At 41.8% G+C, this 17,184-nt stretch carries 1 protein-coding gene (only partly in view); it reads left to right on the forward strand.

Annotated features, from left to right (window positions below; all coding sequences use genetic code 11):
* Positions 1-17,184, forward strand: the 5' end (the start) of a protein-coding gene (locus tag LHV68_00275) for a tetratricopeptide repeat protein (protein ID MCB4790304.1). The gene runs 17,556 nt beyond the window's last position; the window shows 17,184 of its 34,740 coding nt (coding positions 1-17,184); its start codon is at positions 1-3; the stop codon falls past the right edge of the window.

Below are 17,184 nucleotides of genomic sequence, written 5' to 3' on the forward strand. Positions count from 1 at the left end.
ATGGACATCTTAAGAGTTAACTCAATCAAAGTTTTCGGGTGGTTAAAAGAACTGCTTTTCAGGCAAATGCGCTGGAGGCACCTGGGTATGCCCAGGCTCCGTGATTGGATTACGGGAGCAGGCGTAAGCCCTGTTATAAAATTCCTGAATTTTACAAAGATCGTTGCTGTTATGACACTTACCTGTTTTATACTGACCTCTGTCTTTGGCCAGGGAATGGCGGCTATTGCGCAGGACAGGCAGGATGCAAAACGGTATGCGGAAATATTTGAAGGTTTGCCCCTGCCTTATACTTCAGGCAGGATAACACAGGGCAGGTATTTTGGCTCAAAAGACGTTGTAATAAACGTTCAGGACATGCACTGTAATCCTGAAGTCCAGAGGAATATAAGCAACATAATATCTATTTTGATTGAAAAGTATAAACTCCCTCATATATATGTCGAAGGAGCTGTGGGGCAGGTGGACACGTCCTGGCTTGCGTCAATAAATAATAAAGAGTTGAAAAAGAAGATAGTAGAGGGCTTAATAGGACAGGGCAAGCTTACCGGCGGAGAATATTACTCGGTATTGAATGATAAACCCAACCTGCTTTTAGGCCTTGAAGACGAGGATATATATAAGGCAAACCTTCTAAGGCTGAATAAGATAGTACAAAAACGTGACAGTTTGGATGCTTTAATAAAGGATTTAAGGGCAAGTATCAAGCCTGTGAAGAATATTTATCATAACTCAAAGCAAAAAAAGCTTGAAAAAACAATAGAAAAATATAAATCAACCAAGCTGGACGGGAAGGTCTATTATTCTGAACTTAAAGAGTATTCCAATACGCTCGGCGTTGATATTTACGGCTATAAGAACATCATAGCTTACCTGCAATTGATCGAGTTTGAAAAACAGCTTAAATACAAAACTATCGCACGCCAGCTGCAGGAGTTTGTAACCCTTCTAAAGCAGCAGCTTCCGCAAAAGGCCTATGACCTGATAGTTGAAGAGACGGACAGCTTTTCAAAACCTGATAAGCTCTATACTTATCTGTTAAGGTTCATCAAAGAGTTCCACCTGGACGTCTCCGTACGTTATCCGGAGCTGGATAAATTTTTAAACTATGTACAGGCAAGCCAGGATATAAACCCAATAAAACTTGTTTATGAAGAGAAAAAAATAACAAAAGAGATCTGTGTCAGGCTTGCAGACAACCAGAGCGAACGGGATATAGTCTTTTTAGATGATTTTTTAAACTATCTTGATGATTATTTAAAGTGTAAGATATCGGCTGAAGATTACGATTACTTTACTGCCAATATAGATAAGTTCAAATCCTTATGGTCAAAATACGTGCATAACGGAAAACTTGACGGTTTAAATGAGTACTCGGAACTTTTAGATGGTTTTTATAAAGCAAATGTGGAAAGAAATGACAGGTTCATAAAGAACATGATAGGAGATGCGGTTAACAAGGCTGAACCTTCCGATCTACCCGGTGATATGCATGCCGCAAAAGTCATAAGTTCTTTAAAAGAAGCCGGCAGGATAATAGTTACTGTTACAGGAGGTTTCCATACAGACGGAATAAATACGAGGCTTAGCGCCAGAGGCATATCTTATATTGTTATCACTCCCAATGTTACCGAAGACACAAAATTTGCCGATGACGTCTACATGAAGTTTGCAAAAGAGCAGGGCAAGATCATGTTCCAGGCTTTTTCTCTTCTGGTACTTTCACAAAACTCGCTTGATTTCAAGTTATGGCAGATCGCTGAGACAAGGCTGAACGACCTTTTAAAATCAGGGATATCTTTGCAGGAAGTCGCTAATGCCCTGGAGCAGGAGCTGAAGTTAATAGCAAAACAGAAAGGCATACCTGAAGAAAATGTCAGTTTCAAGTATGATGGAAATCAGCTTGAATTAAAAGTAAATAACATAACTATTAATTTCAGCTATGATGACAAAACAAAGACCGCAACTTTAAGTTCGATAGATGGCAAGCCTGTTGTGCTTGAAGCCGGCGCCACCCTGAAAGCTTATAAAGAACAAAGAGGAATAGAAGCAGGGGTACAGTTGAGCCTGGAACAGCTTATTGATATGTTCCTTAAATTCGCTCCGGACTATGAAATGTACGCCCTTGCAGCAGCCCTGGTAGATGAAAAGTCTAAGGCTAAGTTCTTAAACGCCTACGCAGAAGCCGACAGGGTTTTTGCAGAGGTTCAAGCCGATATCCTGAATTTTAAAGATAAGGTACGGGAAGAGTTTATAAAAGATTACCTGGAAAACCAAAGAGTGAACCGGGAAGAAAGGTTTGAGGCGTTTGTTTCCAGGGTGCTAACAGATAAAGCATTGAACATCCCAATGCCCGATACAGCTATTACAATAGCCCAGGTCTTACGGTCACCTGCGGTTGATTTGGCGACAAAACGAAAAATATTGGGAAAAGCTCTTGCGACCTGGAACTATTGGAACCAAAAGTTCCTTGAAAGAAGCAAACTTACTTCCCAGGCAAAACCTGAAAAGCAAAGGCCTGCACAAGCTGTTGAGAAAAAGGCCAGGAACAGCAGCACATTCCATGAATTTCTTGAATTTCTCGCTGGTTTAACCGAGCCGGTAATAGAAGGTATAGATTTCCTGAAGCAGAAAGCATTATTAGAGTATGCCCAGCAGGTCGTAGAAGGCAATATAGTACAAATTGAAGTTCAGCCTGAACAAGCTAATAACCCTGAAACAGTCGCAGAACCTGGAGTAGAAAAAGCCAAAGCAAAACCTGCCGAAACTGCGGAAGTATCACCGCTTCAGTTAATATATGTCGAAGCACGCAGGCTGGAAGCAGTAGATTTGCTTGTAAAATGCGGGATGGAAAGGAAGGATGCTGAAAATACAGTGGACAAATATAATAATGAGTTTAGGCAGGGAAAAATTAAAAACGATGATATTAAGTCTTCTCTGGTAGCTCCGGATTTAAACGATGAGATAATAGGAAAAATAGATGATGCTGTCCGTGAGTTATATAAAACCGATGTAAAGCAGGCTACTGCAATTGCAGCTATGAATTATATAGGCTCAATGTATAAAGGCAGTTATGCATTTTATGGCAATGCAGCTGTTGCATTTGCCTGGTTTATAAAAAGTCAAAATAATCCTTCAACCGCAAAATCTGCAATTTATATTTACAATGCGGCGCTCAATAATTTTGAAAGAATGCTCAAGGACCCTGATGTCCCGACAGGAGATGAATACCAGACTTACCGGACTATGAGCCAGCTATGCAGTGATATTAGTGAAATTGCATTTAAAACAGGCGACACTGCTCAAGCAAAAGATTATTCCGGCAGAGCGGTTGAATATACCAGAAAGTCTAAAGGATATGCAGCAGGAGCAGCAGCAGCTGCTCCTGTTAAGGATCAATCTGCTTCAGCTATGCTTAAAAGAGGCAATACTCTGGCGGGTATAGGCAAATATAAAGAAGCAAAAACTTGTTATGAACAGGCAATTACGCTTTCCGAAAAGGCCGGAGATAGTAATGATATGCTTATCATCCGGGGTGATGCATTAAATGCGCTGGGTTGTTTATATCGAGAAATAGGAGATTTAAAGAAAGCCGAAAAAGTCCATTTACAGGCCTTGACAATAGGTAACAGTATAGACGACTACAGGATGAAGGCTGTAGCGCTTGGTAATTTAGGCCTTGTAGAACTTAATAATTCTAATTTTAAAAAAGCAGAAGATTATATTGAACAAACGATACAAATCGCCAGGGAAAACGATGACAAAAAGAAGATAGCTGTTGGTTTGCATAATCTCGGGACCGTTCAAGAAAAAATGGGAAAGCTGGATAAGGCAGAAAAATCACATGAGGAGTCTATTAGGATTGCCAAAGACAATAATCTTGCCAGAACTGAAATGATGACATTAATTGATCTTGGCAGTCTTTATAGAACAAGAGCTAACAATGATAAAGCTAACCGTAAAAGTTTATTGGCTAAATCCATAGATTTTCAGGATAGAGCCATAGCAATCGCAAGAGCCCTTGGAGATAAGGGACAGGAAGCTGTTGCTCTTTTAAACAAAGCAAATTCCACAACAGATTTAGGCAAATTTACAGAAGCAATAACTTCCTATAATCAGGTTCTTTCAATAATGCAGGAACTGAATTTTGAATCGAATGATACAACCTGGCGTGTTCATCTGGGCCTAGGTCAGTTATATTACACCATGGACAATTATGATGAAGCTTTGAAAAATTTCTCTAAATCGCTTGAATTGATAAAAGAAAAGGTAAAAGCCTTAAATATCAGAAATGACGATGCGGGTTTCTGGAATGAACATGAGATGGGATATTATTGGATGATTTGGGCCTGCCTGAAAAAAGGCGACTTGGAAAATGCTTATAAATATCACTTGGAAAATCTCGAGATACTTGCTGCTGCCCCAAATGAAAATCCCGAGGCAATTGAATATTTGAAAAAAATGACTAAAGCAGGCCTTGAGGAATATTACTTCCAATATAAAGCGTACCTATTTAAAGAAGAAGCTGCCCCGGCGGCTCCAACAGCAGGAGTGATTAATAATTTAAACGAATTAAAGGACGGGCAGTATGTGGCGCTGGATATCGGTATTTATCAAGTAAAGATAAATACCGGCAAAATTTCGTTCGTAAATGCTGACGGCGAGTATGCGCCTTCTGACACAAAAGCCGGCGACGTCAAAGAAGTGCTTAAGCCCGCTGACCCCCGGGTACAGGCATTCGAACTGGTTATGGCAAAAGTAAAAAGAGCAGCGTCAGATCAAGCTCGCACCCGGCAAGCAGCTTCAGCTGAACCGCAGGCAAAAACCGCAGAGAAAATACCTTTTGCCAGGTTGCTTAATTCGGATGCTGTTCTGGCTCAAGACGGCAGGCTTGGCAAGATCCTTAACATCAATAAGGTTTGGGGAAGCCTCGAAGCTTCGGAAAAAGCGGAACTGGTAAGGCAGTTAACAGAAGTTGACTATGATGCATTTAAATGGACGGACCGTTCGCTTTTTGAAACAAACAAAGCGGATTGGATGAAAAAGTTATCCGATGTGGACCAAAACATATATGTTTTATTTGACAATAATGGAGCAGTTAAAGGTTTTAGCAGAGTTGAAGAAACTCCTAATGATAAGATTGTTGTGCTTGACAGGATAGCTGCTTATCAAAAAGACAACGAAAGAGGCAGGGGGACTTTTTTGATGGATACGCTTTTAGGGCAATTAAAAGCTATGGATAAAAAAGAGGTAAGCTTAATGCCAGTAGATGAGGCAGCTACGAAATATTATATTTCTTATTTAAAGGAAAAGGCATATTATAAAATAGATTATGGTTATTTTATTATTCACCTGGACACTTTTAAAAATCTTACCCCTGAACAATTAAAAGAAAACAATGATAATTATAAGGCCAATAGAAATGTGGGTAAATTTATAATAATTAATGGGGTTGTCTGGGTTATTAACCGAATATGGCCTGATGGAAAGGTCCAAATTAAAGATGCAAACCCTGAAGACGACGAAGAAGTAACTGAAAAGACCATAAATCCAAGTGAAATACAAAAAATTTACGAGACAAAGGAGAATGCAGAAGCAGCGGTTCATCCTGCCTCGCCTCTTGCAGCTGCAGCTGAAGTTCTGAAAGCAGCACTTCCTATTCCTGATTTAGGTGCACCTGCTGGTGCTCCAAAAGAAGAAGCACCGGCTCAGCCTGAAGTCAAACCAGCAGGAGAAAAGAAAAAAACATTAAAAACTATCAAAAAGGCTTTTTCTGTAAAACATGAAGACAAAGTAGCATTTACAGGTAGAGTAATTGAGGTTGACGGGCAAACAATGACAGAATATCTCGGCCAAGATGGCGCTGTGTTTATGGCATTGCCCGGAGATTGTAGTGATAGCGCAATAGGTATGGCTGCTAACTCGTCCGATGGCAGTAGTTCTTTAGGTTTGGCAGGAAATAGTAACAAAGCAGGGGCTAGTATTAAAGTCAGCAAAGAAAGTAAAATATTGGGCGCTACTTCGTTGCAAGATAGGCAAACCGGCTTAAATATTGATGTAAGAGATGGGAAATCCACAGTTAGTTTTAAAGAAGATAGTTATTCGCCTTATTCAATTAAGGTTTATGAAGTAAATGGAGAAATCAACCAGATACTTAATGTTACTTCTTTAACTGACGGAACAATACAAATAGAATTGGCTGATAAGCAAGGCAATCACTACAATATCATTGTACCTGGCTATAAAAACTCTCAAGAATTCAAAACCTTTGTTTCTGCAGTACAAGCCCGTAAAGCTAATCAGAGGGACGCATCATTGGCGCAAAGCGCTCTTAACGCACAAAATGCTTTAGCAGGAATAATTAAAACCAAAGTAGAAATCAGCAAACAGGTTGAAGCAGAGGTGAGATATGCACAAGAACAGCCAAAAACTCCTATAAAAGTGTCTAAGCCTGAAGTCAAACCGGCGCCGGATGTTCAAGCTGTTGTAGCCAGGGTAATAGGAAGGGCTAAAGAACTTGATAAAACTATGACAGATGCTGATATTTTGAAAATAGTTGATGCTCATATTAATCTGGCTAGTAAAGGTGCAGATACGCTTATACATAAAATTAGCGAATACTCTAATACCGTTGATATAGCTTTTACAGAAGCACCGGAAGAATTTAGTGCCCTGCGTCAAAATCAATTGCTCCTAATGAATGTTCTTAGAGCTATGCAAAAGCAATTAGCTCAGGCGGTTTCCGCAGCTGAAAATGCTAGGAAAAATTCTGAAAGGCTTGCGCAAGCGCAAGCTGCGGATGCTGCAGCAAAAGTCGCAGCAAGAAAGTCAAAACTTATTGATTCTTTTGTTACAAGGTTTAGAGATGCTGTTGGCAGCGCTCCCAATGACGCAGAAATGAAGGAGATACTTAGAATTGCAGATAAAGCTGCCAAAGACCTATCCCAAATGGGGGAAGCTAATACGGAATTTGCAGCATTGACTCATCGTGTATCGCAAGCAAAAGCTGCGGCAAAGCAGGCTGCTGCGGCTCAGGCAAGAAAAGCGCTAAGGCCCGGGTATAAAGAAGTCACGGTAAGGCTAAAACCCGGACAAAAATTACAAGGTATAGGCTATATATATGATAGTGAACCTCACACCTATATAGATGAGAATACATTTACACTGGAAAATAATTCAGACAGTGACAGAGTAGTGAGTTTTTATGCCAGAGATAATTATAGGGTTTTATGGAATTCTTCAAAGCCTGCAGACAGGGTTTACGGCAGGGTAGGTTTCGGTACATCTTTAACTGCTACGATAGATCTTGCAAGAAATCCAATAACGATACAGACCGGCGGACAAACTCTAACAGTAACCCCTGCCTATGCGATCTTTACAGGTAATGTAACGCCGGTTTTCGGTGAAACTGCTTTCCAGGCCTGGGCAAGAAAAACAGGTTTTGTCACGTTTGAAATAAGGAAGGAAGGCAGCGACCTTGTCGTACGGGACGAAAAGAATAATGTCGTTAAAAGAGGAACAAATTTAGAGCTGTTTTTTGAAGGGGTCATGTATAAGGCGGTAAGGAACCAGGATGGAACATATAATTTGACGGCAGTAAACGAGCAATCAGGGAATGTCTGGTGTATTGATTATCCAAGCATTAGTTATGAAACGGATAGCACTAAAAAGGCCCAGAACCTTCTTTTCGGGCAGAGCTTAGCCTTCCATGAAGGCATGCAATATTCTTTTTATAATGAAAGCAATGAACCTGTATGGTTCAGCATCGATAAAATCGAAGGCACGGAAAAAGGATATACGATAACATATATGGGTAAAGATGGGGCTCGTACAACATCTGATTTTTTTAATGACACATATAATTTATATGGATTAACTATAACAAGGGACAAACAAGGAAATTTCAGCATAGTAAATTCAAATTATGAAAACGGAAAAGATATAGGTTATGCAGAGGGCAGTATTTCTACCCCCAAAAAAGTAACCCCTTCCCAGCCGGCTGCACCTGCCCTGGCGCCGGCTATAATCACTGAACGCCCCAAGGTAGGAAGATGTATAGCTCAGGGTGATGTTCACGGAGAATTGGACGGCCTGATAGAAAACCTGCGCCAGGCAGGTTTAATAAGGCAAGTTGAAAAAGTCGAGAAAAAGGGTTTGCTTGGCAAGAAAGTCGTCACTTTGCAATGGGAATGGATAGGTACAGATGTTGAATTTGTTCAAATGGGCGACATTATTGACAAGGGGCCGAAGTCGGTTGAAGCATATAAATTCATGCAGGATATGCAAAAGCAGGCTAAAGCCAAAGGCTGTAAAGTGGTCCGCCTTTTGGGTAATCATGAGTTGGCGATATTGCAGGGGAATTATCAATTTGCCGTACCGGAAAGAGAACTTATAAAAACAGTAAAAAGTGAAGCTGAATTGGAAGCGAAAAAACAAGAACTTAGGAAACAAGCAGATGAAATAAGAGCCCTATTAATTCAAGATATAAAGGAAGGCAAAGTACAGGCGGCTCATGTTTACGGGGACAGGCTGTTCATTCACAGCGGATTGACTCCGCTTGTCGGGATAAAAATAATCAGAGGAATATTAGATGATAAGGGTGTTCCCAGCGTCAATGACCTGTTTAAGAAGATAGCTGTAGATGCTCTAAATAAGGGAATGCTGCAAAAGTTCCCTCAGTTTAGTAATCTAACGCCTGCAGATATAAATAGTATGACTGCAGATCAATTGGATCTTATTATAGCGAACATCGGCATAACGCTTGAAGATATAGTCAGGCAGGCTAACCTGACTATAAAGCTGGAAGATATAGCATCAAGCATTAACACGGTATTTACGGATTGTGTTGTTAATTTCAATGATTTTAAACATAATAGCCATCCGATTTTTTGGATTCCACCCGAGCGCTCCGGTCCCGGTTTCACTCCTGATCCTGCCGGAGGTATATTCTGGGCTGATTATAGTAAACTCTCGATGTCTCTTGGAATAAAACAAGTTGTAGGGCATACTCCTGAGATTACTCCTGAAGGGGAAAAGATAAAAGGCCAGAAAGGCAGGATGTCAGCGGATGCGGGTCTGATAAATATAGACGCCGGTTTGACCGAATACTACGGCGGAAACAATATTTTCCTGGAAATAGATGCAAATAGCAATAAAATTAATTTATGGAACAAGGCTGGTACAGGCTGGGAAAAAGATAAAGCCCTAGATTTTATGCCTGCCCAGCAGGCCGGCGGGCAGAAAATGTCGGCGCTCGGAGCGGGCGTGGCTATGGTGCTTGAAGCTGTTGAAAAAACCGTAAACCCGGCCGGGCCTGTTATTAAAAAAGAAGCGGTTGAGCTGGCAAAAGCGCTTATTGAATTGTTCAGGTCGCAGAAGTGGGGAAAGAATGTAACCAGCGATGGGAAGTACAGCGAAATCATTAAATTAAAAGCATCATTGGCATCAGAGGGTATCACTGACATAGAGATATGGGAGAACCCGAAGCTGATCCTGGATAAAGCCCATTACGCCCTTGCTACCATAGACGGCAATACCTTAATATTAAATTCAGTTTTAGCGGATGCTCTCCTGCGTGCGCCTCCGAAAGGCCACAAAGCGTTATTAGAAGCCCTTATTACGCTTGCTCAGCATGAAAAGCTGGAAGACGAAGCATTAAATAAACCCGGCTCAGCGATATATGACGCTTTTTCAAAATATATCGAACCGCCTGAAAATATTGAACTGTCTGCTAATAGAGGTTTGCTGCGCGAAGCCTATACAGCGGCTTATAAAGAGGTTACAGGACAGGCTTCTCAAACAGGAGCGGAGGTTGACACCTTAATCTCTAATGCACTAACCATGGTTACTGCCGGTATGCCTTTATCTTTTGCATTTGACGTAATCAAAAATAAGGCAAGAGAACTGGCAGAACGGACTATAGCAAAAGATAAAGAAGACCTGGTAAATGCCCTATCAATGTGGGCATTTGTTAATGAAAAGAACCTGGTTTCTGCCAAGCAGGGTTTAGAAACCCGGATACCTGTTCCCATACAAGGCATAGAAGACCTGCTAAAAAAACATAAAGATAAATACGGCGAAAAGGCAAAGCAGTTGGAAGCCGAGATGAAGTTAAAAGGACAGCAATACCTTGATGCCTCTTCCAAAAAAGACACTCCTCAGTATATCCTGGATGAACTTCACAATGATTATCAATTGGCTGAACAGCGTTTGTTTGCCGCTGTAGCAGGGTATCTGATAGCTAATGAAGACAGTGCGGTTATTAAGTCTATTATTTTGCGGTACCATGAACTGGCAGATACCGGAAAAGACAGAGAAGCAGCTCTTGTGAAGTCTATAATAGCCAAAGGAGCCAAGTCTTGTGCAGCACTATCAAGCCTGGGCGAGCAGGATATCGCAGAGCAGATAGCTCAGCAGCAAACACCCGTACAGCAGAAAGCTGCTGCGCCGGAATTTGATTTTTCGCTCGGTTCGCTTGAAATGCGCACTGCTCTTGAAAACAAAGTATCAAAAGCTTACCTGGATGCCGTTGAGGAGCATTTAAAGGCATCGGTTCAGTCCTTGTCTCATCAAAGCTTTAACAGAGTTATCCTTGTAGCTGATCCGGTTAATTCAATACCGAAAATGGTCCAGGGACTGGGAACCAATATGCCCGCAGTTTCTGTTAAGGGCGAAAGGGCAATGTATACTGTCCAGGTAACAATGCCGGACGGAAGTATACAGAATATCTTATTTATAGATGCCCGTTTTGTAGGTGATTCGGTATCTTTGTATAACGTTTCTCCGGAGCTTGCGTTTGAGTATATGGACAATCATATTATCAAGGCAGGCTATAAGAGGAATGCCAGCATACCTATGCTAAACCGCGATGATTTAATGCCGCTATCCCTGATAATGGAACAACTGCAGCTCCTGCCCAGGGCCGGGTTAAGGGCAGCTGCAATGCAGTACTGGAATCAGACCCATGTCTATAACCCGAATTTTGCACCTTCGATGCCTGCAGGTACGGTACATAAAGCGATAGAAAAGGACAAAATGCAGTATAGGCGCGGTTTATATGATGAAATAAAAGCAGCGGCATCGAGTGAACCGAGTGCAATAACAACCCTGCTCAGGAGCCTGCAGGTAGAAAATATGAGCGAAGATGAATTATGGCAGTTTGTAAGCATAATGACTGATACTATAGCGGATATAGACAGGGAGTATGCCAAAGCCAAAGCTGCACAGTCAGGTACGGTTGCGGCAGCGGCAACAACAGCAGGAGCATCCGTTGTAGATATTGTTCGCGGACTTGCAGGACGTAAAACGCCTATTCAAGCTCCTCCTGCGGCCCGGAAGAGGCAGGCTGTCAAAGAAGTATCTTTGGGAACGGTTTCTTTAAGAGAATTGCTGGCTGTACCTGCTGCCAAAATCAGCGAGTTTAATGGAGATATAGGCAGATTAACCGTTGTAATTGACAGCGTATTGAAAGAAACCGGTTCCGAACTTACAGAGCAAAAAAGGCTTGAACTCTTCAGAGAATTGAGGGATTATTTGAAAGCAGGCAGTTTTACTACTGCTGACCCTCAAATACAAAGGATGGTTGTCCGGATCATGACTTTGCAGTTTAAAATTTTAGACTCTATGAATATCCCGGCACAAACGCACCGTGCCATACTGTATTATGCAAATACTGCGCAACTGTTATTATTGGAATTGGGAGATTCCGTAAAATCAAGACAAACACTGTTTTTTGACCTGCTCAACGCTCCTCCTGCAGCCTGGCCGTCTATTATTTATACGCCTCAAACAATGAGTGAAAATGGGCTTACAATCGCAATAGTATTCCTTTATTTACACAGGGATGACAGCCAGATATCTAAGGAAGCGATGGACACTGCGGCGAAAGTAGTAGCTAATTTAGGTTTGAGAGAAGGTAAAGGCCTTACACCCTTGAGCATGCAAAAGGCATTTGTTCAAGCAGGGTTAGATGCTCCGGATACTGCCAACGCGGCTGCTCTTATCGGGCATTTGACAATAATGGCTGCTCTTGCCAATAATATTGAAATAGAGCTGGCCGGAAAAGGGTTACCGTCTGTTGTAAAATCCAAATATGAATTACTTGCCGTAGAGTTGTTGAAAGGCCAGGCGACTTCCGGGCATATCCAGGATATATGTAAAATGATGTTTCCTGATGCAAAAGGAATCGAACAAATCAGCGATTATTTAATGTCTTTTAGAGAACCTTATAAAATCCTTTCAAAAAGTGTCGTCGGGTTTACCGAGTTATTGGCCCCTATAGAACAGCCTGCTGCTTTGCAAGGTAGCGAAGCAGTCCCGGGAAAAAAAGAAGAGGCAGAACTTCCCAAGGAAGCCCTGCCGACCATACCGGCAGAGTTTATTGCCGGCGGCGAAGTACAGGTGTTATTAGAAAGATTCATCAAAAAGGGCGATGTCAAAAAAATAGTAAGTGCTTATAATCATATAGTGAAAAATGGGCTGAGTTACGAAGAATTGGAAAAGGTACTGCCGCCTTATATAAACGATGATATTATAGACAAGATCCATGATGCTTTATTCCAACTCTATAGCACTGATCAGGACCAGGCTATAGCCGCTGCTTTCATTAACCAGATGATGGCCAGGTCCAGGTCTAAAAGTGACGGAATATATAGCAATTGTTCTAATAAGCTGGCCTGGTTTTTAGATCAACAGAAAAAACCTTCACTGGCGCTCTATACGGTTTACTTTTATCAAGAAGCAATAAAAGCTTATGGGAAAATGCTAGGCACACCTGATGCCGAAGGCCAGGAAAAATTAATTTATGGCCTTATAGGCACAGCCTATGTGAACATAGGCCAGGTGTTGGCGGACAAAGGCGAGACTGATAAAGCAGCAGTTTGTTATGAACAGGCGATCACTGTATCAGAAAAGAGCGATAAAAAACGCCAGGCTACCGTTACCGGTGATTCCCTTAATGCTTTGGGCAATATAGAGTATGACAAAGGGAGTTTCCTTAAAGCCAGGGGATTATTCATGCAAGCTTTAAAAATAGCCGAGGAAATGAAAGACGACAGGTTACGGAATGCGGCGCTCGGCAATTTGGGCCTGGTCGAGGATAGAAGCGGTAATTTTGAAGAAGCTGTAAAATACTATGAAAAGGCGCTTGAGATCAGCAGGCAGATAAATCATACACGGGCTACGGCACGCCATTTAAACCATCTCGGGAATGCCTTTTCGGCTCAAATAGGCATATCATCCGACGTACGAGCCAATAAAAAATTAGCCGAACGGGCGGAAAAATGCCATCAGGAAGCTCTTGAAATTGCCGAGAAAAATAATTTTACCGGGACTAAAGGCGGGGCGCTGGATAACCTTGCCATGGTGTATGCTGACATGGCTAAATTGACATCTAATCCTAATGAACGCGCAGGCTTATTTGCCAAGGCGGTAAGGTATCACAGGCGGGCCATAGAAGTTGCAGAAAATTCGGGAAATACCGCTGCTACTCATCTTCTTAGTCTGGGCAATACTTTAAAAGATTCGGGCAATACCGACGAAGCCCTGGCAGCCTATAAACAGGCTCTATCAAAACTGCAGGGAGCGCAATTGATTACGGATGATACGACCTGGCGCATTTATTATGCCATGGGTAAATTGTATTATGAAGCAGGTTATTATGAAGCGGCTTATGAAAAATATCTTAACTCACTGCGCCGGATAGAAGACCGGGCAGTAGCCTCTAATGTCAGCGCCAGCGATATGGGCTACACGCGGGAAACAGGTATGGTATTTTTTTATATGGTTTTAGCGTGCCTGCGTAACGGTGATGTAAAAACAGCCTTCGAATACCATAAGCGATATCTCAAGCTAATGACTCTTCTGAAGGGAGTTTCACCTCAGCAATTGATAAAACTTATGGGCGTAACGGAAGGGAACATTTCTGGGATTTATTTTAAATCAGAAGAGGCGCAGGGTTCCACACCCAAAACCCAGCCTGCTTCAGGCCGGGCAAAAGGTGCTCTTGGTGCTTTGGGTAAAGCTGTATCTTCCGCGCTCGGGCGTACGGCAAAGAAGCCTGCTGATGTAAAGGAAGAGCAGTTCGATACTGCTGCTGACCAGCAGATACAGGACGCAAAGACGACCATTGAGAATATAATCGCAGAGCTTGGCAAATACCCTCCTTATAATGTACCTGCTGACAAAAGCGCTGACATAGAGAAAAGGTTAAGGCAGATAATAGACGATTTTTCATCAGTTGTTGACCCTGCATTGGCGCAGAACAGGGAACTTACGCACTTTGAAGCAAAAATGTGCCATCTGATATCCCTGGCCTACAGCCATCTGGTAGAAATAACCGACCCTAAAGAATTAAGCGTGGTCAATAATTATTACAGCCTTTCCCTGAAGTATTTAAATCTGGCTCTTAAAGATACCAGCCATCCGGATTTCTGGAAATTTAAAGTATGGGAAGCGGAGCTACATGCAGAGTTGGCAAAGGTTGTGGAAAGGTATTTACAGCCCCTTCCTTCCATGAGTAGGGACGAAGTGAAGAAAGAGCTTATTTCAATGAAAGCTAATTACCAAAAGTCCAACAAGGTATTCAGCGAGCTGGGGATATATATACCGCAGGATATATGGGCTAAGCAAGGTTATGACGTATATTCAAGGACACGGCAAACAGAAACTGCAAATTTTTATAATAACTGTACCGGCTTATTGCAGAAGCTGGATACGGAATATGCAAGCTATACAGATGAAGAGCTGGTAAAAGCCGTTGCAGAGGAATTGTTAATTACAAAAAAGAAGTTATACGCATTTGAAAAAGGCGACGATACTGAAGTAATAAATAACATTATTGCAAAACTCAATGAATTAAGAAACAGCGAGCCGCGGATTACCCAGACTCTTATTGATTATATCAGCAGTCTGGGCCAGTATGTTATTATTGCCGGCGGTATACGGGCTGTGGAAACTTTGATGGATCATTCTTTGCCTTTAACACCGGATGATAGGAAAAGAATGAAGATAATGATAGCGGATGCGTATGTTACGGACATAAGATCAGGCAATTTCATAGCTCTTAACGACCTAAAAAACAAGGTCCCTGACATAAGCGCTGAAACTTTAGTAAAGATGGCACAAAAGTATGCCAAGGTTTCTCTTAACCGCAGGGAGCTTGCGGCTGTAGGTACTGAAGGCGGTAAAAAATATAATCTAGGCCTGCTTGGCGAGTTTGACGGCAGTAATAATAAAGTGCTTGCGCAGACTATTAACAGCGATGGGACACGCGAGTTTGTTGTTATAAGCAAGATAGAGGTAAAAGACGGCGTACCCATGGTAACGTACGGCACTCTTGAGAGATGGAAAACAGTGAGTGCTGAAGAATTAAACAAGCGTTTTACAGGGCTTGTATTAGTTCAGTATCCTGACCAGCTCGGAAAACCTATACCATTCACCCCTGCACCGGCCGTGGAAGCAGAGACTCCTGTTCCTGGGCAGGATTTACAATTGGCTGATGAGTTAAGCTCGGCATTTGTAAAGGCCTATGAGGCAATTGCAAAGGATCTTCCTACAATAGATGATAACATCAAACAGTTAATTGCAGATACTGTTAAGTCAGCTTCTACAGGTGTGCCTTTGCCTCTTCTCATTGAATCTGTCAAAGCTGCGGCAGAAAAACTGGCAAGGGAAGCTGTAAATGCGGCCAAGGAGCCCGCTCTTGAGGCAAAGCCGCTTACTTCGTCAGAAATACTGTCACAAACATGGCCTGCGGGCGGAAACTTGAACTTTATTGCAGGCAAGGAAGTGCTGGCCTTATTAATACAATGTAATATCAAAGAGGCTGATGCCAAAAAAATAGTAACTGCCTATAATACTGTTGTGAAAGGCCAGATAACTCCCGAGAAGCTGGACCAGCAGCTTGGGAATATCCTGCCGTCCTACATAGACTCAGCTATGTTAGACAATATTTATGATGAAATAAATAAACTTATGAGCGCTAATCCGGAACAGGCTATAGCGGCTATGTTTATTAACCAGGTTTTATCTAAGTTTAAAGGCGATACCCGCTGCTACGGCTCTTCAAGTAATTTATTAGGATGGCTTTTAAAGAATAAACAGGACTCTTCAAGAACGCCCTATGCAATTTATTATTATCAAGAGGCCATAAAAACTTATGAAAGCGGCCTTGAATTATTGCCGGCTGAAGGAATGGATGAACATACCAGGGAAACAAGTGAATTATACTATGGCCTTGTAGGTGAAATGTATTTGCGGTTGGCTGATCTCATGGGAAGAGACGGTGATACCGCCAAAGCAGAGGCTTGTTTTAAACAGGCAATTGCTGTGTCAGAAAAGACTGATAAAGTAAAGAAATCTGCAATCCTTAGCGAAGCCTATAGTGGTATCGGTTTAGGCGGGATATATTATGCTAAAAGAGATTTCAAAAAAGCTAAAGAATTATATACCGAAGCTTTACGGTTGGCAAATAATGACAGATTAAAACGTTTAGCATTCAGCTCTTTAGGCCAGGTTGAGGAGAAATTCGGGAATTTAGAAGCAGCCATAAAATATCATGAACAGGCTCTAGAAAAAAGCAGGCTGGTAGGCAGTCCGAAAGCAACAGCAGGCCATTTAGAAGATCTTGGTATTGCCCTTAGCGGTCATGCTCAGCAATTGGCTACCCAAGGCAAACAATATCGAGAAAAATCAACTGAGTTTTTTAACAGGGCTGAAAAATGTTATTTAGAAGCTGTGAAAATTGCTGATGAAAATAATCTTATTGGAACTAATAATGCAATAAGCAACCTTGGTATTTTGTATTATGATTGGGCTAGATTGACATCTGAGACAAGTGAAAAGAAAAAATTATTAGCTCAGGCTATAGAGTATCAGGGGCGGGCCGCAAAAACTGCAGAAAGCTCCGGGAATACGCTTAAGGAAGCTATTTGTCTTCTTAATCTTGGCAATGCCTTAAAAGATTTTGGCAATATAGACGAAGCATTGAAAACCTATAAACAGGCTCTGTCAAAACTACAGGGTTCTAAAGTAACTACGGATGATACGTCCTGGCGCATATATTATGCCATGGGTAAACTGTTTTATGAAAAAAAGGAATATAATTCAGCTTATGATTGTTATTATAATTCTATAAAACAGACAGAATCCCGGACAGCAGCCTCTAATATTAGCGCTAATGACGCA

It is taken from the genome of Candidatus Liberimonas magnetica (assembly GCA_020523885.1).
Taxonomy (GTDB): Bacteria; Elusimicrobiota; Endomicrobiia; order Endomicrobiales; family JAFGIL01; genus Liberimonas; species Liberimonas magnetica.